This window comes from Aeromicrobium sp. MLTX1, from assembly GCF_046452335.1.
Classification (GTDB): domain Bacteria; phylum Actinomycetota; class Actinomycetes; order Propionibacteriales; family Nocardioidaceae; genus Aeromicrobium.
This window is the reverse complement of sequence record NZ_JBKFDN010000002.1, coordinates 775,533-798,216: the sequence shown is the minus strand read 5'-3', so window position 1 is coordinate 798,216 and position 22,684 is coordinate 775,533. Positions and strand designations below refer to the sequence as shown.

Sequence of the window (22,684 nt, the reverse complement as noted above, 5' to 3'; positions counted from 1 at the left end):
CGACTATCGTGTCCGGGTGAAGTTGCTGCGGGGAATCCGCTCCAAGGTGTTGTCGTCGGTGGCCCGACGACACGTCGCCAAGCGTGGAATCGACCTGGCCAGCTTCTCCTTCATCCCCGAGCCCACGAAGGCGCCCCTGCAGCGCGTCGGACTCGATCCCGTTCCCGAGATGGCCCGTATCCGTCGCGAGGAGCCGCTGCACCGACTCGACCTGCCGTTCGACTTCACGGCCTACCTCGTCACGGGTCACGAGCAGGCGCGCCAGGTGCTCACCGCGCGCGACACCTACTCCACCGACATCCGGCACCTGTTCTCCGGCGACGGCCCGGCCACGTCGGACGACATCGGGGGACTGGGCTTCACAGACCCGCCCGTGCACACGCGGCTGCGCAAGATCATCACGCCCGAGTTCACGATGCGCCGCCTCGCGCGGCTCGAGCCGGTGATCGAGCAGATCGTCGACCGCGCCCTCGACGACCTCGAGGCGGCCGGACCCGACGTCGATCTCGCGAAGGTCTTCGCGTTCCCGATCCCGTTCAACACGATCTGCGCCCTGCTGGGTCTGGACTACGAGGACACGCAGGCGTTCTCCAAGCTCGGCAGCGCCCGCTTCGACGCCACGAACGGGGGAGCGGCGGCGTTCGGCGCCGTCTCGGAGCAGCGCGAGTTCCTGTTCGACGCGGTCGCCCGTCAGCGCAAGGAACCCGGGCCCGGCCTGATCGGCCAGATCATCCGCGACGAGGGCGAGCTCATCAGCGACCGCGACCTCGCGGGCCTCGCCGACGGCGTCTTCACCGGCGGCTACGAGACCACCGCCGGCATGATCGCGCTCAGCACGATCATGCTGTCGCGCGACCCGGCCTACGCCGACCTCGTCCGCTCGGGCAACCGCGAGACGCTCGACCGCGTCATCGAGGAGCTGCTGCGCTACTTCTCGGTCGTCCAGGTCGCGTTCCCGCGCTTCGCCAAGCAGGACATGGAGCTGTTCGGGACGCAGGTCAAGGCCGGCGACGTGCTCCTGGTGTCGCTCAGCGCCGCCAACCGCGACGAGGCCAACGCCGGCGCGGCCCCCGACACGTTCGACCCGCTGCGCATTCCGTCGAGCGGACACCTGGCCTTCGGCCACGGCATCCACCGCTGCATCGGCGCCGAGCTGGCCCGCATGGAGCTGCGGATCGCCCTGCCGAAGCTACTGCGGCGGTTCCCCGACCTGCGCCTCGCGGTGCCGGAGTCCGAGCTCGAGTTCCGTCAGCTCAGCTTCGTGTTCGGGATCGAGTCCCTGCCCGTCACCCTCTGACGGTCACCAGCCGCGGGCGCGCCAGTCCGGCAGGCTCGGGCGCTCGGCGCCCAGCGTGGAGTCGTCGCCGTGGCCCGGGTAGAACCACGTCTCGTCGTCGAAGCGGGCGAAGATCTTGGACTCGACGTCGCCGCACAGCTGCAGGAAGTCGTCGGGGGACCACGTGCGCCCGACGCCGCCGGGGAACAGCGAGTCGCCGGTGAACAGGTGGGTGACGCCGTCGGGATCGTCGTAGGCCAGCACGATCGAGCCGGGGGTGTGGCCGACGACCTCGATGACCTCGAGCTCGCACGAGCCGACGCGGACGCGGGCGCCGGTGCGGACGCGGACGTCGACATCGACCGGCAGCTCGTCGGCGTCGTCCTCGCCGGCGACCGTCTCGGCGCCGGTGGCGCGGATGACGTCCTCGAGGGCGCCCCAGTGGTCGGCGTGACGGTGGGTCGTGATGACGCGGGCGAGGCCCCCGTCGCCGATGAGCTCCAGCAGCCGTGGAGCCTCGTCGGCGGCATCGATCAGCACCTGCTCGCCGGTGAGCGCGCAGCGCAGCAGGTAGGCGTTGTTGGCCATCGGTCCCACGGCGATCTTGGTGATCACCAGGTCTCCGGCCTCGCGGGTGTCGGGCGCGCCGCCGACCGTGACCTCTCCCGTGTACGTCATGCCCATGACCCTACTCGTCGAGAGGTTTCTGTCAGGGCTCCTCAGTAGGCTTGTCGGGTGACCGATCGTCTCGTTGTGAGGGGTGCGCGCGAGCACAACCTCAAGGATGTCTCCGTCGATCTGCCCCGTGACTCCCTCATCGTGTTCACGGGTCTGTCCGGCTCCGGCAAGTCGTCCCTGGCCTTCGACACCATCTTCGCGGAGGGCCAGCGCCGCTACGTCGAGTCGCTCTCGGCGTACGCGCGCCAGTTCCTCGGACAGATGGACAAGCCCGACGTCGACTTCATCGAGGGCCTGTCCCCGGCGGTGTCGATCGACCAGAAGTCCACGTCGCGCAACCCGCGGTCCACGGTCGGCACGATCACCGAGGTCTACGACTACCTGCGCCTGCTCTACGCGCGCGCCGGCCGTCCCCACTGCCCCACGTGCGGCGAGCCGATCGCGCGCCAGACGCCCCAGCAGATCGTCGACCGCATCCAGGCCGGCGAGGAGGGCACCCGCTTCCAGGTGCTGGCCCCGGTCATCCGCGGCCGCAAGGGCGAGTACCTCGACCTGTTCCGCCAGCTCCAGCAGTCCGGCTTCAGCCGCGCGATCGTCGACGGCGAGATGATCATGCTCGCCGACGAGCCGCCCAAGCTCGCGAAGCAGAAGAAGCACACGATCGAGGTCGTCGTCGACCGCCTCACCGTGAAGCCCTCCTCGAAGCAGCGCCTCACCGAGTCGGTCGAGACCGCGCTCGGCCTGGCCGACGGCATCGTCATCATCGACTACGTCGGCCTCGAGGAGGACGACCCCGCACGGCGACGCCGCTTCTCCGAGCGCCTCGCGTGCCCCAACGACCACCCGCTGCAGGTCGACGAGCTCGAGCCGCGCTCGTTCTCGTTCAACGCGCCCTACGGCGCCTGCCCCGAGTGCCACGGCCTCGGCTCGCGCAAGGAGGTCGACGCCGAGCTGCTCGTGCCCGACCCCGACAAGACCCTGGCCGAGGGCGCGATCACGGCGTGGACCTACACCCAGGTCTCCGACTACTTCCTGCGCCTCATGCGCTCGCTCGGCGACGAGCTCGGCTTCGACGTCGACACGAAGTGGAGCGACCTCAAGCCGGAGTTCCAGGACGCCCTGCTGAACGGGCACTCCACGAAGGTGCACGTCCAGTACAAGAACCGCTACGGCCGCCAGCGCTCGTACTGGGCCGAGTTCGAGGGCGCCAAGGCGTTCGTCGAGCGCCGCCACTCCGAGACCGACTCCGACACCAGCCGCGACCGCCTCGAGGGCTTCATGCGCGAGGTCCCGTGCCCCACCTGCAAGGGCACCCGCCTCAAGCCGGTCATCCTGGCCGTCACGCTCGAGTCCGAGCGGTTCGGCGCCATGAACATCGCCGAGCTCTGCCACCTGTCGATCGCCGAGGCGGCCGACTTCCTGCAGGACCTCCAGATGAGCGACCGCGAGCGCCAGATCGGCGAGCGCGTCCTCAAGGAGATCCACGAGCGCCTGCGGTTCCTGCTCGACGTCGGCCTGGACTACCTGGCCCTCGACCGCGCCGCCGGCTCGCTGTCCGGTGGTGAGGCCCAGCGCATCCGTCTGGCCACGCAGATCGGCGCCGGCCTCGTCGGCGTGCTCTACGTGCTCGACGAGCCCTCGATCGGCCTGCACCAGCGCGACAACCACCGCCTCATCGAGACCCTCGTGCGGCTCAAGAACCTCGGCAACACGCTCATCGTCGTCGAGCACGACGAGGACACCGTGCGCGCCTCGGACTGGGTCGTCGACATCGGCCCCGGTGCCGGCGAGCACGGCGGCCAGGTCATCGTGTCCGGTCCGGTCGAGGAGCTGCTGGCCAGCCCCGACTCGCTCACCGGCGCCTACCTGTCGGGTCGTCAGTCGATTCCCGTGCCCGAGGTCCGCCGTCCGCGCGACAAGGGCCGCCAGCTCGTCGTGAAGGGCGCCCGCGAGAACAACCTGAAGAACGTCGACGTCGCGTTCCCGCTGGGCCAGCTGGTCTCGGTCACCGGCGTCTCCGGCTCGGGCAAGTCCACGCTCGTCAACGACATCCTCTACACGTCGCTCGCGCGCCAGATCTACAAGGCACGCACGATCCCGGGTCGTCACCGCACGATCGAGGGCACCGAGCACGTGGACAAGGTCATCCACGTCGACCAGTCGCCGATCGGCCGCACCCCGCGGTCCAACCCGGCCACCTACACCGGGGTGTTCGACCACGTCCGCAAGCTGTTCGCGCAGACGCCCGAGGCGAAGATGCGCGGCTACCAGCAGGGCCGCTTCTCGTTCAACATCAAGGGCGGCCGCTGCGAGGCGTGCCACGGCGACGGCACGATCAAGATCGAGATGAACTTCCTGCCCGACGTGTACGTGCCGTGCGAGGTCTGCCACGGTGCGCGCTACAACCGCGAGACCCTCGAGGTCCGCTACAAGGGCAAGACGATCGCCGAGGTCCTCGACATGCCGATCGAGGAGGGCGTCGAGTTCTTCGAGGCCATCCCCGCGATCGCGCGGCACCTGCGCACCCTCGTCGACGTCGGCCTGGGCTACGTCCGGCTCGGCCAGCCCGCGCCCACCCTGTCCGGTGGCGAGGCCCAGCGCGTCAAGCTGGCCTCCGAACTGCAGAAGCGGTCCACCGGCCGCACGGTCTACGTCCTCGACGAGCCCACCACGGGCCTGCACTTCGAGGACATCCGCAAGCTGCTGATCGTGCTGCAGCGCCTCGTCGACGCGGGGAACTCGGTCATCGTGATCGAGCACAACCTCGACGTCATCAAGGCCTCGGACTGGATCGTCGACATGGGCCCCGAGGGCGGCAGCGGCGGCGGCACGGTCGTCGCGCAGGGCACCCCCGAGCAGATCGCGGCGCACCCCGACTCGCACACCGGCCGGTTCCTCGCGCCGCTGCTGTCGTGACGGCGGCGGAGGGCCCGAGCCATGGCTGACCCGTCCACCTACCGTCCGCGGCCCGGTGAGATCCCCACCGACCCGGGGGTCTACCGGTTCCGCGACGAGCAGGGCCGCGTCATCTACGTCGGCAAGGCCAAGAGCCTGCGGCCGCGGCTGAGCTCGTACTTCCAGGACCTCGGGAACCTCCACCCGCGCACGCACCAGATGGTCACCACGGCCGCCTCGGTCGACTGGACGGTCGTCAGCACCGAGGTCGAGGCGCTCGCGCTCGAGTACTCGTGGATCAAGGAGTTCGACCCCCGGTTCAACGTCAAGTACCGCGACGACAAGTCCTACCCGTGGCTCGCCGTCACCGTCGGCGAGGAGATCCCGCGCGTCCTGGTGATGCGCGGCGCCCAGAAGAAGGGCGTGCGCTACTTCGGTCCCTACGGCCACGCCTGGGCGATCCGCGACACCGTCGACACACTGCTGCGCGTGTTCCCAATGCGATCGTGCAGTGCCGGCGTCTTCAAGCGCGCCAAGGCCGCCGGGCGTCCGTGTCTGCTCGGTGACATCGGCAAGTGCTCGGCCCCATGCGTCGGTCGGGTGTCCCCGGACGAGCACCGCGACATCGTCAACGACTTCCTGTCGTTCATGGGCGGCCAGACCGCCGGCTTCGAGCGCGGCATCGAGCAGCGGATGCGCGATGCCGCGGCGGCGCAGGAGTACGAGCTCGCCGCCAAGTACCGCGACGACCTCATGGCGATGCGGCGCGTCCTGGAGAAGCAGTCGGTCGTGCTGCGCGACGGCACCGATGCCGACGTCCTCGGCTTCGTCGACGACCCGCTCGAGGTCGCCGTCCAGATCTTCAACGTCCGCGGGGGCCGCATCCGCGGCCAGCGCGGCTGGGTGGCCGACAAGGGTGACGACGCCGGCCTGCCCGAGCTCGTGCAGAACGCGCTCATGACGCTCTACGCCGACGTCGCGCCGTCGGCCATCCCGCGCGAGGTGCTCGTTCCCGAGCTGCCGGCCGACCACGACGCCGTCGCCGAGCTGCTCACCGAGCGACGGGGTGCCAAGGTCACGCTGCGGGTCCCGCGCCGCGGCGACAAGCGCGCGCTGCTCGAGACGGTCGAGCAGAACGCCAAGCAGGCCATCGCCCGCCACAAGCTCAAGCGCTCCGGCGACCTCACCACCCGCAGCCGCGCCCTGGAGGAGATCCAGCTGGCGCTCGACCTGCCCACGCCGCCGCTGCGGATCGAGTGCTTCGACGTCTCGAACCTCCAGGGCACCGAGATCGTCGCGTCGATGGTCGTCTTCGAGGACGGCCTGCCGCGCAAGTCCGAGTACCGGCGGTTCACCGTGCGCCACGAGGGCCAGAGCGACGTCGCCGCGATGCACGAGGTCATCACCCGGCGGTTCGCCCACCACCTGCGCGCGGTCGAGCGCCAGGGCGAGGAAGCCGAGCCGGGCATCGACCCCGAGACCGGCAAGCCGCGCCGGTTCGCCTACGCCCCGTCGCTCGTCGTCGTCGACGGCGGTCCGCCGCAGGTCGCGGCGGCCAAGCAGGCCATGGACGCCCTCGGCATCACGGGCGTCGCGCTGTGCGGTCTGGCCAAGCGCCTCGAGGAGGTCTGGCTCCCCGACGACGAGGACCCCGTGATCCTGCCGCGCACCAGCGAGGGCCTCTACCTGCTCCAGCGGGTGCGTGACGAGGCGCACCGGTTCGCGATCACGCACCACCGCCAGCGCCGCAGCAAGTCGATGGTCGAGAGCCTGCTCGACCCCGTCCCGGGACTCGGCGAGACCCGGCGCCGCGCGCTCATGAAGCACTTCGGCTCGGTGAAGAAGCTGCGCGCCGCGACTGCGGAGGAGATCACCATCGTCCCCGGGATCGGCCCGGCTACGGCAGAATCCATCGTGGCGGCACTCCACGAGGGGGAGCCGCCGGCCCCGGCCATCAACATGGCCACCGGCGAGATCCTGGAGGACGAGACCCGACCATGACCAAGCTCACCGAGTTCGTCCTCGTCACCGGGATGACCGGTGCCGGCCGCAGCACGGCTGCCAAGGCGCTGGAGAAGCTCGGCTACTACGTGGTCGACAACCTGCCCCCGGGCATGCTCAACGACCTCGTCAGCTCGGTCGACGCAGCCGAGGACATCGACCGGCTGGCCGTCGTCGTCGACTCGCGCTCGCGCACGTTCTTCTTCGGCCTCGTCGACGCGATCGAGTCCGTCCACGACCTCGGTGTCCGCGTGCGCACGCTCTACCTCGAGGCCGCCGACGAGGTGCTCGTCCGCCGCCAGGAGGCCGCGCGCCGGCCGCACCCGCTGAGCCGCCAGGGCCGCCTCATGGACGGTCTCGTCCGCGAGCGCGAGCTGCTGCGCACCATCCGCGGCCGCGCCGACCTCGTGATCGACACCAGCCGGCTCAACGTGCACCAGCTGGCGCACCGGGTCCGCCAGGCCTTCGAGGTCGACGACGAGCGCGGCCTGCACGTCACGATCGTGTCGTTCGGCTTCAAGTACGGCATCCCGATCGACGCCGACATGGTCGCCGACATGCGCTTCCTGCCCAACCCGTTCTGGGTCGACGACCTGCGTCCCCTCAGCGGCCAGGACGAGCCCGTGCGCGACTACGTCTACAAGCAGGAGCGGTCCCAGGAGTTCCTCGACCGCTACGTCGAGCTGCTCTCGATGATCACCAACGGCTTCCTGCAGGAGGACAAGCTCTTCCTCACGGTCGGCATCGGCTGCACCGGCGGCCGCCACCGCAGCGTCGCGATGGCCGAGGCCCTCTCGGAGCGGCTCCGCACGCGCGACGTCCGGACGCTCGTCGTCCACCGCGACCTGGGACGCGAGTGACCACCGAGCGGGCCGGGGGGCCCGCCGTGGTCGCGCTCGGGGGTGGGCACGGCCTGGCGGCCACGCTGTCGGCGCTGCGGCACGTCACCAGCCGGCTCACCGGCATCGTCACGGTCGCCGACAACGGCGGCTCGTCGGGACGCCTGCGCACCGAGTTCGGCATCCTGCCGCCCGGTGACCTGCGGATGGCTCTCGCGGCGCTGTGCGGCGACGACGACTGGGGCCGGGCGTGGGCCGAGATCCTCCAGCACCGGTTCGGGGGAGCGGGCCCGCTCGCCGGCCATCCCGTCGGCAACCTGCTGCTCGCGGCGCTGTGGGACATGGAGCGCGACCAGGTGGCGGGCCTCGACCTCGTGGCCGAGCTGCTGGGTGCCCGCGGTCGCGTGCTGCCGATGGCCAACGTCCCGCTCGACATCGAGGCCGACGTCGACTTCGGGCCGCCCGAGCGCATCGAGGTCGTGCGCGGCCAGGCCGAGGTCGCCACGACGCCCGGACGCATCCAGGCGGTCCGGCTCGAGCCCGGCGACCCGCCGGCGTGCCCGCAGGCCGTCGCGGCGCTCGAGGCCGCCGACTGGGTCACGATCGGTCCCGGCTCGTGGTTCACCAGCGTCATGCCCACCCTGCTCGTGCCGCAGCTGCGCCAGGCGCTGCTGCGCACCCCCGCGAAGCGCGCCCTCGTGCTCAACCTCGTCGCACAGCCGGGGGAGACCGAGCACCTCACGCCCGAGGAGCACCTCGACGTGCTCGCCGCCCACGCTCCCGACCTGCGCCTCGACGTCGTCGTCGCCGACACCCGGGCAGCGCGCGACGTGGACGCTCTCACGCGCGCCGCCGCCCAGCTGGGCGCGCGTCTCGTCACGGCCGACGTCCGCTCCACCGAGCAGGCCGATCAGCACGATCCGGCGGCGCTGGCCGACGTCTTTGCCACCACGTTCGCCACGGCGTCACCAGCCCGGGCATAGAGTGGCCCGAGCGGGCTACTCGGGACCGTTGGACTGGAGGCTGATGACGTAATGGCGATGACGGCTCAGGTGAAGGCGGAAGTGGCCCGGATCCCCGTGACGAAGGCGTGCTGCCGCAAGGCCGAGGTCTCGACGACGCTGCGCTTCTCCGGGGGCCTGCACATCGTCTCGGGCCGGATCGTGATCGAGGCCGAGCTCGACACCGCCGCCGCCGCGCGTCGCCTGCGCCAGGAGATCGCCGAGGTCTACGGCCACGAGAGCGAGATCATCGTCCAGCAGGGCGCCGGCGTCCGGAAGACCACACTCTACGTCGTGCGGATCGCGCGCGGCGGCGAGCTGCTCGCCCGTCAGACCGGCCTCGTCGACGGGGGCGGTCGCCCCGTCCGCGGCCTCCCGCCCCAGGTGGTCTCCGGTCCCTCGTGCGATGCCGTCGCCGCGTGGCGCGGCGCGTTCCTGGCCCGCGGCTCGCTCACCGAGCCGGGCCGCTCGTCCGCGCTCGAGATCGGCTGCCCCGGCCCCGAGGCCGCCCTCGCGATGGTGGGCGCCGCCCGCCGGGTCGGCGTCTCGGCCAAGGCCCGCGAGGTCCGCGGCGGCGACCGCGTCGTCATCCGCGACGGCGAGGCCATCGGCGCCCTCCTGACCCGCCTGGGCGCCCACGAGACCCTGCTGGCGTGGGAGGAGCGACGGATGCGCCGTGAGGTCCGCGCCACCGCCAACCGCCTGGCCAACTTCGACGACGCCAACCAGCGCCGCTCGGCCCGTGCGGCCGTCGCCGCCGGCGCCCGCGCCCAGCGCGCGCTCGACATCCTCGCCGAGGAGGTCCCCGACCACCTCCGCCTCGCCGGCGAGCTGCGCGTGCAGCACCGCGAGGCCAGCCTGGAGGAGCTCGGCCAGCTCCACGAGCCGCCGCTGACCAAGGACGCGATCGCCGGCCGGATCCGCCGCCTGCTGGCGATGGCGGACAAGCGGGCCCACGACCTCGGGATCGAGGACACCGAGGCGGGGCTCAACCCCGATCAGTACGCCGACGGCTGAGATCTCGCGAGGGGCGACACCCGGTGTGATGCGACGGGCGCTCTCGGTAGGGTGAGGACGTAACGAGTCTTCCACCCGGCAACCCAGGAGCAACCCGTGACTGTTCGCGTAGGCATCAACGGATTCGGCCGCATCGGCCGTAACTTCTTCCGCGCGGTTCGTGCCGCCGGCACCGACGTCGAGATCGTCGCCGTCAACGACCTCACCGACAACAAGACGCTGGCCACCCTGCTCAAGTACGACTCGATCCTGGGTCGCCTGGACGCCGACGTGAACTTCGACGACACCGCGATCTACGTGGGCGACCAGAAGATCGTCGCCTTCGAGGACCGCGATCCCGCGAACCTCGACTGGGCCTCGGTCGGCGCCGACATCGTCGTGGAGTCCACCGGCTTCTTCACCGACGCCACGGCCGCCAAGGCGCACATCGACGGCGGTGCGAAGAAGGTCATCATCTCGGCCCCGGCCAAGAACGAGGACATCACGATCGTCATGGGCGTCAACGACGACCTGTACGACCCGAGCGCGCACACGATCATCTCGAACGCCTCGTGCACCACGAACTGCCTCGCGCCCATGGCGAAGGCCCTCAACGACGGCATCGGCATCGAGCGTGGCCTCATGACCACGATCCACGCCTACACGCAGGACCAGAACCTGCAGGACGCCCCGCACAAGGACCTGCGTCGCGCCCGCGCCGCCGCCCTCAACATCGTCCCGACCTCCACGGGCGCCGCGAAGGCCGTGAGCCTCGTCCTGCCCGAGCTGAAGGGCAAGCTCGACGGCTACGCGCTGCGCGTCCCGACGCCCACGGGCTCGGCCACCGACCTGACGTTCACGGCCAGCCGTGAGACCTCGGTCGAGGAGATCAACGAGATCGTCCGCAAGGCCGCCGAGGGCTCGAGCTACCTCAAGTACAACGAGGACCCGATCGTCTCGACCGACATCGTGACCGACCCGCACTCGTGCATCTTCGACGCGCCGCTGACCAAGGTCATCGGCGACCAGGTCAAGGTCGTCGGCTGGTACGACAACGAGTGGGGCTACTCGAACCGCCTCGTCGACCTGACGTCGCTCGTCGGCTCCTCGCTCTGAGGTCCTCCGTGAAGACGATCGACGACCTGGGCGATCTGAAGGGCAAGCGCGTCCTGGTCCGCAGTGACCTGAACGTGCCGCTCGACGGTGCCACCATCACCGACGACGGCCGCGTGCGCGCGAGCGTCCCGACGATCCAGCGGCTGCTCGACCAGGGAGCGCGCGTCCTCGTGGCGGCGCACCTGGGCCGGCCGAAGGGCGAGCCGGATCCGCAGTACTCGCTCGCGCCGGTCGCGGCGCGCCTGAGCGAGCTGCTCGGCCAGACCGTGCGCTTCGCGTCCGACACCGTCGGCGTCGACGCGCAGCGCACCGCCCAGGAGCTCAAGAACGGCGAGGTCGCCCTGCTGGAGAACGTCCGGTTCAACGCCGGCGAGACCAGCAAGGACGACGCCGAGCGCGGCGCGTTCGCCGACCAGCTCGCGTCGCTCGCCGACGTCTTCGTCTCGGACGGCTTCGGGGTCGTCCACCGCAAGCAGGCCAGCGTCTACGACGTCGCCGAGCGGCTGCCCTCGGCCGTCGGCGGTCTCGTGCAGGCCGAGGTCGAGGTGCTCCAGCGCCTCACCGAGTCGCCCGAGCGGCCGTACGCGGTCGTGCTCGGCGGCTCGAAGGTCTCGGACAAGCTCGGCGTCATCGACCACCTGCTGACCAAGGCCGACACGCTCGTCATCGGCGGCGGCATGGTCTTCACGTTCCTCGCGGCCCAGGGCCACGGGGTCGGCTCCTCCCTGCTCGAGCAGGACCAGATCGAGGTGGCGAAGGGCTACCTCGACCGGGCGCAGGAGCTCGGCGTGTCGATCGTGCTGCCCACCGACGTCGTCGTGGCGCCGGAGTTCAAGGCCGACGCCCCGGCCACCACCGTCACGGTCGACGCGATCCCCGACGACCAGATGGGCCTCGACATCGGCCCCGAGTCGGCCGAGGCGTTCGCCGAGGTCGTCCGCGGTGCGAAGACGGTCTTCTGGAACGGCCCCATGGGCGTGTTCGAGATGGCGGCGTTCGCGGCCGGCACGCGCACCGTGGCACAGGCCCTCACCGAGGTCGACGGCCTGTCGGTCGTCGGCGGCGGCGACTCGGCCGCGGCCGTGCGCCAGCTCGGCTTCAGCGACGACCAGTTCGGTCACATCTCGACCGGCGGCGGCGCGAGCCTGGAGTACCTGGAGGGCAAGACCCTGCCGGGCCTGGCGGTACTGGAGGAGAACGCATGAGCGAGCGCCAGCGAGCGAACATGAGGACACGAATGACGGCACTGCCACACTGCACTTCTCCCAAGGCGGTGGCGTCATGAGCCGCACCCCGTTGATGGCAGGCAACTGGAAGTCCAATCTGAACCACCAGGAGGCGGTGGTCCTGGTCCAGAAGCTGGCGTGGACCCTGTCGGACAAGAAGCACGACCACGCCAAGAGCGAGGTCGTCGTGATCCCGCCGTTCACCGACCTGCGCAGCGTCCAGACGCTGATCGACGGCGACAAGCTGCCGATCGGCTACGGCGCGCAGGACGTCTCGGCGCACGACGGCGGCGCCTACACGGGTGAGATCTCGGCGGCCATGCTGGCCAAGCTGGGCTGCTCGTACGTCGTGGTCGGCCACTCCGAGCGTCGTGAGTACCACGGCGAGTCGGACGAGCTCGTGAACGCCAAGGCGGCCAAGACGCTCGCGGCGGGCATGACGCCCATCGTGTGCGTCGGCGAGGGGCTCGAGGTCCGCCAGGCGGGCGAGCACGTGGCCTACACGCTGGCCCAGGTCGACGGCTCGCTGGCCGGCTTCACGGCCGAGCAGGTCGCCGGTCTCGTCATCGCGTACGAGCCCGTCTGGGCCATCGGCACGGGCGAGGTCGCCACTCCGGAGGACGCCCAGGAGGTCTGTTCGGCCATCCGCGGGCGACTCGCGGAGACCTGGGGTACCGAGGCGGCCCAGCAGACACGTATCCTTTACGGCGGATCGGTCAAGGCGGCGAACGTGGCCGCGATCATGGCGAAGCCCGATGTCGACGGAGCGTTGGTCGGCGGGGCGAGCCTGGTCGCGGAGGAGTTCGCCGGGATCGCCCGGTTCTACGACATGCCAGACCTCCAGGGGTCCTGACCGAAAGGGAGCGACGTGGTCATCGCGTTCTCCGTGCTGCTCGCCCTGAGCAGCCTGCTCATGATCGTCCTCGTGCTGATGCACAAGGGCCGAGGCGGCGGTCTCTCCGACATGTTCGGCGGCGGCGTCTCCAGCTCGCTCAGCGGGTCGTCGGTCGCCGAGCGCAACCTCGACCGGATCACCATCGGCGTCGCCGTCGTGTGGGTCGTGTGCGTCTTCGCACTCGGCCTGCTGCTGAAGGTCAGCAACTGATGGCCGCCGGAGCGATTCGCGGCAGCCGCATCGGCGCCGGCCCCATGGGCGAGGCCGAGCGGGGCGAGGCCGCACCGCGTCAGGCCGTCTCGTACTTCTGCACGAACGACCACTCGGTCACGCTGAACTTCGCGATCGAGGCCGAGGTGCCGGTGGAGTGGGACTGCCCGAAGTGCGGCATGCCCGCCAGCATGGACTCGGACAACCGGCCCGACGCGCCGAAGACCGAGCCGTACAAGACGCACCTGGCGTACGTGAAGGAGCGCCGCTCCGAGACCGAGGCCGCCGACATCCTCAAGGAAGCCCTCGACACCCTGCGCAGCAAGCGCAAGACCGGCGAGATCATCTTCTGAGCAGCATCTGAGAAGGCCCGTCACCCCTCGCGGTGGCGGGCCTTCGTCATGCCGGGCCGCCCGAGGAGGCGGTGAGCTGTCAACCTCAACGGTGCCCCATGAGGTTGATGGCTCACCGGGGAGCGCGGGGAAGGGTTGAGGACTCACCGCTCCCGCGGCGTCCTGGGTCAGCGCGGCAGCTTCGAGGCCGCGGCGGTGTCGAGGAACCACAGGGTCTCCTCGAGGCCACGAGCGCCGGCGGCGGGCGCCTCGTCGATCGGCGCGCCGCTCATCGCCTTGGCGACGGCCTCGGCCTTGTCGGCGCCCGACACGACGAACCAGGTGGCCCGCGTGTGGTTGAGCGCCGGGTAGGTCAGCGAGATCCGCTGCGGCGGCGGCTTGGGGGAGTCGAGGACCTCGACGGCGCGGCGCTCGGTCTCGTGCACCTGAGGGTGGCCGGGGAAGAGCGACGCGATGTGGGCGTCCGGTCCGACGCCGAGCAGCACGACGTCGAACGGGTCCTCGGGCAGCGTCTTCGCGTACGCGTCGGCGGCGTCGGCCATCGACAGGTCGCAGCCGTGCGCGGGCATGGCGTGCACGTGGTCGGCCGGGACGCCGAGACGGTCGAGGAAGCCCTCGCGCGCCTGCCGGTCGTTGCGGTCCTCGTGACCCTCGGGGACGAAGCGCTCGTCCCCCCACCAGTACTCGGCGCGCGCCCAGTCGGCGTTCTCGCCCGACAGGCGTCCGTAGATCTTCCCGGCGATCGAGCCACCGGTGAGCACGATCCGCGGCGGGCGGCCCGCGGCCGTGACCGACTGCACGCGGGCGGCCAGCTGGCGCGACACCGCGAGGGCGAGGTCGTTGGCGCTGTCGAAGATCTGGATCGTCATCGGCTCATCGGTCCTTTCCGGTGACCAGGTGCTGCAGGGTCTCGCCGTAGATCTCGTCGGCGTCGAGGCGGCGCAGGTCCTCGGCGAGCAGCTCGGGGATCGTGCGGCGGCGGATCGGGACGATGCGCGGCGACGAGCCGGGCACGCTGAACTCGCACGCCATCTCGTCCGTGCGCCGGATGTCGATGTCGCCCACGTCGGTGAAGAGCGTGACGCGCTGGATCTGCGAGCCGGAGTCGTCGTCGACGAACTCGATCGGCACGCCGAGGCGGCACTCGAGCCACGCCTGCAGCAGCACGGCGACGGGGTTGATGTCGTCGGCGAGGATGCGGCCGCCCGTGGCCGAGCCCGAGGTCTGGTCGAGCGCGGCGGCGAGCAGCGCGCGCCACAGGGTGAGCCGGGTCCACGCCAGGTCGGTGTCGCCCGGGTCGTAGCCCGGCGCGAGCTTGTGGAGCCACTGCACCGGCGCTGGCGTGCGCTCGGAGTCGGTGAGTCGCCGCCGGGCGAGCCGGCCGATGGGGTCGAGCGAGGGCTCCAGCGGTCCCACGCCGGGCCACCAGACGACGACGGGGGAGTCGGGCAGCAGCAGCGGGAGCACGGCGGACTCCGCGTGCTTCACGAGCGGGCCGGACATGCGCAGCAGCACGGACTCGCCCGGCGAGCCGGCGCCGACACGCACGCGGGCGTTGAGACGCGGCTTGCCGCGCCCGTCGCCCAGGATCACGCCCAGGACGCGGGAGGGGTGCTCGTGCTGCAGCACGTTCGCGGCCTGCATCGCCTCGGCGACGTTCTCGTCGTCGGTGACGATGAGGAACGTGAGCACCATGTCCATCGCGGGGCTGCCCGCGAGCGAGCGTCCCTTCGTCAGCGCCTTGGCGACCGCCGCGGCGTTGGTGTCCTCGAGGGTCAGGTCCATCAGGGTCGCCTCCAGACGCGGCCGTCGCGGGCCAGCATGTCGACCGCGGACTGCGGGCCCCACGTGCCGGCCTGGTAGGTGTCGATCGTGCGCTTGCGCGACCAATGCTCGATCACCGGATCGAGGATCTTCCAGGACAGCTCGACCTCCCGGTGCTGCGGGAACAGCGGCGGGTCGCCGAGCAGCACGTCGAGGATGAGCCGCTCGTACGCCTCGGGGCTGCTCTCGACGAACGAGCCGCCGTAGACGAAGTCCATGTTGACGTCGCGGATCTCCATCGTGGTGCCGGGCACCTTGGCCCCGAACCGCATCGTGACGCCCTCGTCGGGCTGGATGCGCATCACGAGGGCGTTGTGCCCGAGCTCGGTCACGTCGTTGCTCTCGAAGGGCAGGTGCGGCGCCTTCTTGAACACGACCGCGACCTCGGTGACCCGCCGGCCCAGTCGCTTCCCGGTGCGCAGGTAGAACGGGACGCCGGCCCAGCGGCGCGTCTCGATGTCGAGGCGCAGCGCGGCATAGGTCTCGGTGAGGGACTTCGGATCGGTGCCCTCCTCCTCGAGGTACCCGACGACGGGCTGACCGCCCGCCCAGCCCTCGACGTACTGCGCGTGCGCCGAGTGCTTGTCGAGGTCGGCGGGAAGCCGCAGGCTGCGCAGGACCTTCTGCTTCTCGACCCGCAGGCTGGAGGCGTCGAACGCGACCGGCTCCTCCATCGCGACGAGGGCCAGCAGCTGGAGCAGGTGGTTCTGGATGACGTCGCGGGCGGCGCCGATGCCGTCGTAGTAGCCCGCGCGCGAGCCGATGCCGATGTCCTCGGCCATCGTGATCTGCACGTGGTCGACGTACTGGGCGTTCCAGACGGGCTCGAACATCTGGTTCGCGAACCGCAGCGCGAGGATGTTCTGCACCGTCTCCTTGCCCAGGTAGTGGTCGATGCGGAAGACCGACTCGGACTCGAAGACGTTGCCGATCAGCTGGTTGAGCTCCTTGGCGGACTCGAGGTCGTGCCCGAAGGGCTTCTCGATGACCACGCGGCGCCAGCCCGTGCCGGGCTTGGCCAGTCCGTGCTCGTCGATCTTGGACACGACGGTGGGGAACAGGCCCGGCGGGATCGACAGGTAGAAGGCGTGGTTGCCGCCCGTGCCCTGGCGCTCGTCGAGCTTCGTGAGTGTCTTGGCCAGCTCCTCCCACGCGTCGTCGTCGTCGAACTGCCCCGGGACGAACTTGATGCCGGCGGCCAGCTGCTTCCAGACGGTCTCGCTCCACTCGGTGCGGGCGCCGGCCTTGGCGGCCTTCTTCAGCAGCGCGGCGAACGTGCCGTCGCCCCAGTCGCGACGGGCGAAGCCGACGAGGCCGAAGCCCGGCGGCAGCAGGCCGCGGTTGGCCAGGTCGTAGATCGCGGGGATCAGCTTCTTGCGCGCGAGGTCGCCCGTGACGCCGAACATCACGACGGTGCAGGGTCCGGCGATCCGGGGGAGGCGGCGGTCGCGCGGGTCGCGCAGGGGATTGGGGCTCATGCCAGGGCGTCCTTGATCGCGACGAGTCCGGCCTCGAGGTCGTGCAGATGCAGGCGCAGCACGGGCCGGCCCTTGTCGCGCAGCACCTGGGCGTCGCCCGCGGCCTGCGACTCGATGAACTGGCCGAGGGTGAAGTCGCGCCCGGGCACCGGCAGGTCGTCGGCGGGGTCGCACGTGACCTGAAGGAAGACGCCGACCGGCGTCCCGCCCTTGTGGTACTGACCGGTGGAGTGCAGGAAGCGCGGGCCCCAGCCGAACGTCACCGGCCGCGAGAGGCGCGCGGCGAGCTGCGGCGCGAGCGACTCGAGGCCGCGGAGCGCCCAGCGGTCGAGGTACAGCTGGAGCGCGAGGTACTCGCGGTCGCCGACCTGCTGGAGCAGCTGGTCGATCGCGTCGGCCACGTTCGTGGCGGACGAGCCGTAGACGTCCGCGACGTCGCCACGGTGGTCGGGCTCGGGCAGCGAGGAGTCGCCGCCCAGCAGCTCGCGCGCGGCGGCCTTGGCGCTCTCGACGTCGGGCTGGTCGAACGGGTCGATCGAGAGGATCCGCCCGGCGACGGCCGTGGCGACCTCCCAGATCAGGAACTGACCGCCCAGCGAGCCCTGCACGGCGGCCGCCCAGGGCTGCGACGGCAGCTCCTCGGTGCCGAGATGGACGACGATCTCGTCGGCCGTGACGGGATCGCCGGGGGAGAGGGCGACGACGGGCAGGATGCCGGTCTCGTCCTTGCCGGTGGACTCCGCGACGAGCTGCTCGATCCAGTCGCCGAGCCCCCGGCCGTCGTGGTCGAACAGGACGACCTTGTCGACGCCCTCGCGCGCGGCGACGCCGAGCAGGGCGCCGAGCCGCAGTCCGTCGTTGGACGCCGCGTCGTCCTCGAGGTCGGAGACGACCTGGCCGGCCTGGTCGAGCAGCGCCGCGATGTCGGCCCCGGCGAGACCGCTCGGGACGAGGCCGAACGCGGTGAGCGCCGAGTAGCGGCCGCCGACGTGCGGATCGGCCCGGAAGACGCGGTAGCCCGCCGCCGTGGCCTGCTCGTCGAGGGGCGAGCCCGGATCGGTGACCACGACGATGTGGGCGGACGGGTCGAGCCCGGCGTCGGTGAACGCCTGCTCGAAGATCCGGCGCTGGCTGTCGGTCTCGACCGTGCCTCCGGACTTGCTCGACACGACCACGACCGTCGACTCGAGGTCGTGGATCGCCGACCGCACCATGTCGGGCTGCGACGAGTCGAGGACGTCGAGGTCGACGCCCTCGGCCGCGCAGATGACCTCGGGGGCCAGCGACGAGCCGCCCATGCCGCACAGGACCACACGGCTCACGCCGCGCCCGCGCAGCTCGTCGCGCAGGGCGACGATGTCGGGGACGAGCGCGCGCGAGGACTCGTGCAGGGTCACCCACGACAGGCGGATCGCCGCCTCCGACTCCGCCTCGGGACCCCACAGGGTGGGGTCCTCGGCGAAGAGCCGTGACGCGAACCGCTCCGCGACGAGAGCCTCGACGGCACTCTCGACCGACTCGTGCTGGGGTGTCTGGATGCGGAGCCGGTTCGTCATGGTCAGTCCTTGTGGAGCTCGGCCTTGACGGTCTCGAGGAGCTCGGCCCACGAGTCGTCGAACTTCTGGAGTCCCTCGTCCTCGAGCTTCTCGACCACCTCGTCGTACGAGATGCCCTGCGCCTCGAGCTCGTCGATCACCTGCTGGGCCTCGGCCGCGCGTCCGGTGACCGTGTCGCCGCGGACCTCGCCGTGGTCGGCGAAGGCCTCGAGCGTCTTCTCCGGCATCGTGTTGACGGTGCCGTCGACGACGAGCTCGGTGACGTACATCGTGTCGGAGTAGGCCGGGTCCTTGACTCCGGTGGAGGCCCACAGCGGGCGCTGCGGGTGGGCGCCCTTGGCGAGCAGCTCCTTCGCGCGGTCGGAGCCGAAGACCTCCTGGTAGGCCGCGTAGGCGAGCCACGCGTTGGCCAGCGCCGCCTTGCCGCGCAGCGGGCTGTCCTCGGGGAGCCGTCCGTCGACCTCGGCGTCGACGCGGCTGACGAAGAACGAGGCCACCGAGTGGATCTTCGACAGGTCGCGACCCTCGGCCGCGGCCTGCTCGAGTCCGTAGAGGTACGCGTCCATCACGCCGCGGTAGCGCTCGAGCGAGAAGATCAGCGTCACGTTGACGCTGATGCCCTTCGCGATCGCGGCGGCGATGGCCGGCAGGCCCTCGCGCGTGGCCGGGATCTTGATGAGCAGGTTCTCGCGGTCGATCTCGCTCCAGAGCCGCTCGGCCATCTCGACGGTGCCGTCGGTGTCGCGGGCCAGGCCGGGCTCGACCTCGATCGAGACGCGGCCGTCAAAGCCGCCGGTGGCGTCGTAGACGGGCTTGAGCACGTCGCAGGCGTCACGGACGTCGGTCGTGGTGAGCGCGAAGACCGTGGCGTCGATGTCCGCGCCGGAGGCCTTGAGCTCGGCGACCTGCTTCTCGTAGCGCTCGCCCTTGGCCAGCGCCGAGGCGAAGATCGTCGGGTTCGTCGTGACGCCGACGACGCTGCGCTCCTTGACCAGGTCGGCGAGGTTGCCGGTCTCGATCCGCTCGCGGGAGAGGTCGTCGAGCCAGATCGACACCCCCGCGTCGCTGAGAGCCTTCAGTCGTTCGGTCATGTCGATCACTCCTGTGATGGTGTGTCAGTGGGTCGTGTCGGGGAGCACGGGTCCGGTCGGTCGCGCGAAGACCGGGACGCCCCCCTCGTGCTGTGCGGCCTGGATGGACTCCTGCGCGGCCGCCACCGTGGTGGCCGCGGTGATGCCGAACCGCTCGTAGAGCTCGCTGTAGTTCGCCGAGGCGCCGAAGTGCTCGAGCGAGACGATGCGTCCCGCGTCGCCGACGATGTCGCGCCAGCCGAACGCGACGCCGGCCTCGACCACGACGCGCGCCCGCACGTGCGGCGGGATGACGCTGTCGCGGTACTCCTGGTCCTGCTCCTCGAACCACTCGCGGCACGGCATGGAGACGACGCGCGCCCCGATGCCCTGCTCGGCCAGCGTGCTGCGGGCGGCGACGGCCAGCTGCACCTCCGAGCCGGTGGCGACGATGATCACGTCCGGCGTGGCGTGGTGCAGGTCGGCGGGGGAGTCCAGCAGGACGTACGCGCCCTTGGCCACGTCGGAGGCCGGGGCGTACTCGCCCTCGCGCGGGAAGACCGGCAGGTTCTGGCGGCTGAGCGCCAGGGCGGCCGGGCGGTGGTGGCGGTGCAGGATCGTCTTCCACGCCGCCACGGTCTCGTTGGCGTCCGCGGGACGGACGACGTCGAGGCCCGGGATCGTGCGCAGCGCGGCGAGGTGCTCGACCGGCTGGTGCGTGGGGCCGTCCTCGCCGAGGCCGATCGAGTCGTGCGTCCACACGTAGGTGACGGGCAGCTCCTGCAGCGCGGCCAGGCGGACGGCCGGGCGCATGTAGTCGCTGAAGACCAGGAACGTGCCGCCGTACGGCCGCGTGGGGCCGTGCAGCGCGATGCCGTTCATGATCGAGCCCATCGCGTGTTCGCGGATGCCGAAGTGCAGCACGCGGCCGTACCAGTCGCCGCTGAACTTCTTCGTGGAGTTCTGCGGCGGCAGGAAGGACGGCTGGTCCTTCGGGGTCGTGTTGTTCGAGCCGGCGAGGTCGGCCGAGCCGCCCCACAGCTCGGGCAGGTGCGGCGCCGCGGCGGACAGGAAGTCGCCGGAGGCGACGCGGGTGGCGACGCCCTTCTCGTCCGGCTCGTAGACGGGCAGGTCGGCGTCCCATCCCTCGGGCAGCTCGCGGGACTGGAGGCGGTCGAGCAGGGCCTTGCGCTCACCGTTGGCGGTGACCCACAGGTCGAAGCGCGTCTGCCACTCCTCACGGGCCTCGGCGCCGCGCTGGATCGCGCCGCGGGTGTGCTCGATGACCGCTTCGTCGACGGCGAAGTCGACCTCGGGGTCGAAGCCGAGCAGCTCCTTGGTGGCCTTGATCTCGTCGGCGCCCAGGGCCGAGCCGTGGGCGGCGCCGGTGTTCTGCGCGTTCGGCGCGGGCCAGGCGATGATCGTGCGCAGGACGATGAGGCTCGGGCGGTCGCTGACCGACTTGGCCGCGGCGAACGCGTCGGCGAGGGCGTGGACGTCCTCGCGGTACTCGCCGCCGCCGTGGGTCCAGTCGACCGTCTGCACGTGCCAGCCGTAGGCCTCGTAGCGCAGCGCGACGTCCTCGGTGAACGCGACGTCCGTGTCGTCCTCGATGGAGATCTTGTTGTCGTCGTACAGCACCGTCAGGTTGCCCAGCTGCTGCAGGCCGGCGAGCGAGGAGGCCTCGCCCGACACGCCCTCCTGGAGGTCGCCGTCGGAGCAGATCGCGTAGATGTCGTGGTCGAACGGGCTCTCGCCCTGGCCCGCGAATGGGTCGAGGAGGCCGCGCTCGCGGCGCGCCGCCATGGCCATGCCGACCGCGTTGGCGACACCCTGGCCGAGCGGGCCCGTGGTGACCTCGACGCCCGGCGTGTGGCCGTATTCGGGGTGACCCGGGGTCTGGCTGCCCCACGTGCGCAGCGCCTTGAGGTCGTCGAGACCCATCGGGTAGCCGGCGAGGTAGAGCTGGATGTACTGCGTGAGGCTCGAGTGGCCGCACGAGAGCACGAACCGGTCGCGGCCGATCCACTGCGGGTCGGCGGGGTCGTGCCGCATCAGCTTCTGGTAGATCAGGTAGGCCGCGGGCGCGAGGCTCATCGCGGTGCCGGGGTGGCCGTGACCGGCCTTCTGGACGGCGTCCGCCGCCAGCAGTCGCGCCGTGTTCACGGCGCGGTCGTCCACGTCCGACCAGTCGATCGTCGGTTCAGTGGCATGGGGGGTGTGGGTCACCGCGGCACTCCTGGGTCGTCACGAGGTTGGTCGAGCGAGGTCTGCGTCTCGAGCCTATCCGTCGGGCATTAGACTGTGCCACGTGACCGTCCTTCCGCATGCCTCCGACGAGCACACCCGTATCGATCGGCCCAGCCGCCGTGATGTGGTGCTCGCCTACGTGGCTCTCACCAAGCCTCGCATCATCGAACTGCTCCTGCTGACGACGGTTCCGGTGATGTTCCTGGCGCAGAAGGGCGTCCCCGACCTGTGGCTCGTCGTGGCCACCCTGATCGGCGGCTCCCTGTCGGCCGGATCGGCCAACGCGCTCAACTGCGTGGTCGACGCCGACATCGACCAGAAGATGCGTCGCACGTCACGTCGCCCGCTGCCGCGTCACCAGGTCGGCACGCAGGACGCGCTCCGGTTCGGCCTCGTCCTGGGCGTGCTGTCCACCCTGTGGCTCGGCCTCACGGTCAACTGGCTCTCGTCGGCGCTCGCGCTGGCCGCCAACGTCTTCTACGTCGTGGGCTACACGATGATCCTCAAGCGGCGCACCACGCAGAACATCGTGTGGGGCGGCGCCGCCGGCTGCTTCCCGCCGCTCATCGGCTGGACCGCGGTCACCAACGAGCTCGCGTGGACGCCGGTCCTGCTGTTCCTCGTCGTCTTCTTCTGGACGCCGCCGCACTTCTGGGCGCTGGCGATGCGCTACCGCGAGGACTACGCCGCCGCCGAGGTCCCGATGCTCCCGTCGGTCACCACCTCGGCCGAGGTCGGTCGCCAGATCGTCCGCTACACCTGGGCCACCGTGCTGACCTCGGTGCTGGTCTGGCCGGTCGCGGACACCGGCTGGTTCTACCCGTCGATCGCGATCCTGCTGGGCATCGTCTTCCTGCTGGAGGCGTACGACCTGCGCGCCCGTGCGCGGGAGACCGAGGAGCTCTCGATCATCAAGCCGATGCGGCTGTTCCACTTCTCGAACGCGTACCTGGCGCTGCTGTTCGTCGCCGCCGCGATCGATCCGTTCATCGGCTGAGCGGCCCGCGCGCCGTAGGCTCG

The 22,684-nt window shown here is 70.9% G+C and carries 19 protein-coding genes; 12 read left to right on the top strand and 7 right to left on the bottom strand.

Annotation, left to right across the window (positions count from 1 at the left end; genetic code table 11):
• Positions 1 to 16: 16 nt before the first annotated feature.
• Entirely contained in the window at positions 17 to 1,297 is a 1,281-nt protein-coding gene (locus ACK99Q_RS14355) for a cytochrome P450 (RefSeq protein WP_410186791.1), read from the top strand.
• A 3-nt stretch (positions 1,298 to 1,300) separates the two neighbouring features.
• On the opposite strand, the gene ACK99Q_RS14350 is transcribed toward ACK99Q_RS14355, so the two are convergent.
• Positions 1,301 to 1,954, bottom strand: a complete 654-nt coding sequence (locus tag ACK99Q_RS14350) for an MBL fold metallo-hydrolase (protein ID WP_410186790.1) — start codon at positions 1,952 to 1,954, stop codon at positions 1,301 to 1,303.
• A gap of 57 nt (positions 1,955 to 2,011) precedes the next feature.
• Between ACK99Q_RS14350 and uvrA the strand changes: the two genes are divergently transcribed.
• The 10 genes from uvrA to ACK99Q_RS14300 all read left to right on the top strand — a co-directional run bounded on the left by uvrA (position 2,012) and on the right by ACK99Q_RS14300 (position 13,486).
• A complete protein-coding gene (uvrA, locus tag ACK99Q_RS14345; RefSeq protein ID WP_410186789.1) occupies positions 2,012 to 4,870 on the top strand; it encodes an excinuclease ABC subunit UvrA in 2,859 nt (952 codons plus the stop codon).
• 21 nt (positions 4,871 to 4,891) lie between these two features.
• Positions 4,892 to 6,850 (top strand): excinuclease ABC subunit UvrC, encoded by a 1,959-nt coding sequence (gene uvrC, locus ACK99Q_RS14340; protein WP_410186788.1) that lies wholly within the window; start codon positions 4,892 to 4,894, stop codon positions 6,848 to 6,850.
• Positions 6,847 to 7,710, top strand: coding sequence for an RNase adapter RapZ (gene rapZ, locus ACK99Q_RS14335; protein WP_410186787.1), 864 nt, complete (start codon positions 6,847 to 6,849; stop codon positions 7,708 to 7,710). Before uvrC ends, rapZ begins: the two co-directional genes overlap by 4 nt.
• The gene (locus tag ACK99Q_RS14330) at positions 7,707 to 8,672 is read left to right on the top strand and encodes a uridine diphosphate-N-acetylglucosamine-binding protein YvcK (protein WP_410186786.1); all 966 of its coding nucleotides are present in this window, start codon (positions 7,707 to 7,709) and stop codon (positions 8,670 to 8,672) included. The genes rapZ and ACK99Q_RS14330 overlap by 4 nt, the downstream gene beginning before the upstream one ends.
• A 51-nt stretch (positions 8,673 to 8,723) precedes the next feature.
• Positions 8,724 to 9,707 carry a DNA-binding protein WhiA gene (gene whiA, locus ACK99Q_RS14325; protein ID WP_410186785.1) on the top strand — a complete coding sequence of 328 codons (984 nt, stop codon included), beginning with the start codon at positions 8,724 to 8,726 and terminating at the stop codon, positions 9,705 to 9,707.
• A gap of 96 nt (positions 9,708 to 9,803) precedes the next feature.
• Complete coding sequence (gene gap, locus ACK99Q_RS14320) at positions 9,804 to 10,802, top strand: type I glyceraldehyde-3-phosphate dehydrogenase (protein WP_410186784.1); 999 nt, start codon at positions 9,804 to 9,806, stop codon at positions 10,800 to 10,802.
• Positions 10,803 to 10,810: 8 nt separating this feature from the next.
• Positions 10,811 to 12,007 carry a phosphoglycerate kinase gene (locus ACK99Q_RS14315; RefSeq protein ID WP_410186783.1) on the top strand — a complete coding sequence of 399 codons (1,197 nt, stop codon included), beginning with the start codon at positions 10,811 to 10,813 and terminating at the stop codon, positions 12,005 to 12,007.
• Positions 12,008 to 12,083: 76 nt separating this feature from the next.
• Positions 12,084 to 12,881: a triose-phosphate isomerase gene (gene tpiA, locus ACK99Q_RS14310; RefSeq protein ID WP_179424782.1), complete on the top strand. Its 798-nt coding sequence runs from the start codon at positions 12,084 to 12,086 to the stop codon at positions 12,879 to 12,881.
• 15 nt (positions 12,882 to 12,896) lie between these two features.
• Positions 12,897 to 13,133, top strand: a complete 237-nt coding sequence (gene secG, locus ACK99Q_RS14305) for a preprotein translocase subunit SecG (RefSeq protein WP_179424780.1) — start codon at positions 12,897 to 12,899, stop codon at positions 13,131 to 13,133.
• On the top strand, positions 13,130 to 13,486 hold the full coding sequence (locus ACK99Q_RS14300) for an RNA polymerase-binding protein RbpA (protein WP_410186997.1): 357 nt from the start codon (positions 13,130 to 13,132) through the stop codon (positions 13,484 to 13,486). The genes secG and ACK99Q_RS14300 overlap by 4 nt, the downstream gene beginning before the upstream one ends.
• Before the next feature lie 167 nt (positions 13,487 to 13,653).
• Here the strand turns inward: ACK99Q_RS14300 and pgl are convergent, their stop codons facing one another.
• From pgl to tkt, 6 genes are read right to left on the bottom strand one after another with little or no spacing between them, the layout of a single operon-like run.
• On the bottom strand, positions 13,654 to 14,355 hold the full coding sequence (pgl, locus tag ACK99Q_RS14295; RefSeq protein WP_410186782.1) for a 6-phosphogluconolactonase: 702 nt from the start codon (positions 14,353 to 14,355) through the stop codon (positions 13,654 to 13,656).
• A gap of 4 nt (positions 14,356 to 14,359) precedes the next feature.
• Entirely contained in the window at positions 14,360 to 15,271 is a 912-nt protein-coding gene (locus tag ACK99Q_RS14290; RefSeq protein ID WP_410186781.1) for a glucose-6-phosphate dehydrogenase assembly protein OpcA, read from the bottom strand.
• A complete protein-coding gene (gene zwf / locus ACK99Q_RS14285) occupies positions 15,271 to 16,788 on the bottom strand; it encodes a glucose-6-phosphate dehydrogenase (protein ID WP_179424772.1) in 1,518 nt (505 codons plus the stop codon). Before zwf ends, ACK99Q_RS14290 begins: the two co-directional genes overlap by 1 nt.
• The gene (locus ACK99Q_RS14280) at positions 16,785 to 18,344 is read right to left on the bottom strand and encodes a glucose-6-phosphate isomerase (protein WP_410186780.1); all 1,560 of its coding nucleotides are present in this window, start codon (positions 18,342 to 18,344) and stop codon (positions 16,785 to 16,787) included. Before ACK99Q_RS14280 ends, zwf begins: the two co-directional genes overlap by 4 nt.
• Positions 18,345 to 18,346: 2 nt before the next feature.
• Positions 18,347 to 19,435 carry a transaldolase gene (gene tal, locus ACK99Q_RS14275; protein WP_410186779.1) on the bottom strand — a complete coding sequence of 363 codons (1,089 nt, stop codon included), beginning with the start codon at positions 19,433 to 19,435 and terminating at the stop codon, positions 18,347 to 18,349.
• 24 nt (positions 19,436 to 19,459) lie between these two features.
• Entirely contained in the window at positions 19,460 to 21,643 is a 2,184-nt protein-coding gene (gene tkt / locus ACK99Q_RS14270; RefSeq protein WP_410186778.1) for a transketolase, read from the bottom strand.
• Positions 21,644 to 21,725: 82 nt separating this feature from the next.
• Here tkt and ACK99Q_RS14265 point away from each other — a divergent pair, with 82 nt between their 5' ends.
• Positions 21,726 to 22,661 (top strand): heme o synthase, encoded by a 936-nt coding sequence (locus tag ACK99Q_RS14265; RefSeq protein WP_410186777.1) that lies wholly within the window; start codon positions 21,726 to 21,728, stop codon positions 22,659 to 22,661.
• The last annotated feature ends 23 nt before the right edge of the window (positions 22,662 to 22,684 follow it).

Excerpts from the sequence above, each read along its gene's own strand:
- pgl (WP_410186782.1), bottom strand. The coding sequence starts at position 14,355 with ATGACGATCCAGATCTTCGACAGCGCCAACGACCTCGCCCTCGCGGTG.
- tal (WP_410186779.1), bottom strand. The coding sequence starts at position 19,435 with ATGACCGAACGACTGAAGGCTCTCAGCGACGCGGGGGTGTCGATCTGG.
- ACK99Q_RS14290 (WP_410186781.1), bottom strand. The coding sequence starts at position 15,271 with ATGGACCTGACCCTCGAGGACACCAACGCCGCGGCGGTCGCCAAGGCG.
- uvrC (WP_410186788.1), top strand. The coding sequence starts at position 4,892 with ATGGCTGACCCGTCCACCTACCGTCCGCGGCCCGGTGAGATCCCCACC.
- tpiA (WP_179424782.1), top strand. The coding sequence starts at position 12,084 with ATGAGCCGCACCCCGTTGATGGCAGGCAACTGGAAGTCCAATCTGAAC.
- rapZ (WP_410186787.1), top strand. The coding sequence starts at position 6,847 with ATGACCAAGCTCACCGAGTTCGTCCTCGTCACCGGGATGACCGGTGCC.
- whiA (WP_410186785.1), top strand. The coding sequence starts at position 8,724 with ATGGCGATGACGGCTCAGGTGAAGGCGGAAGTGGCCCGGATCCCCGTG.
- ACK99Q_RS14350 (WP_410186790.1), bottom strand. The coding sequence starts at position 1,954 with ATGACGTACACGGGAGAGGTCACGGTCGGCGGCGCGCCCGACACCCGC.
- ACK99Q_RS14280 (WP_410186780.1), bottom strand. The coding sequence starts at position 18,344 with ATGACGAACCGGCTCCGCATCCAGACACCCCAGCACGAGTCGGTCGAG.
- zwf (WP_179424772.1), bottom strand. The coding sequence starts at position 16,788 with ATGAGCCCCAATCCCCTGCGCGACCCGCGCGACCGCCGCCTCCCCCGG.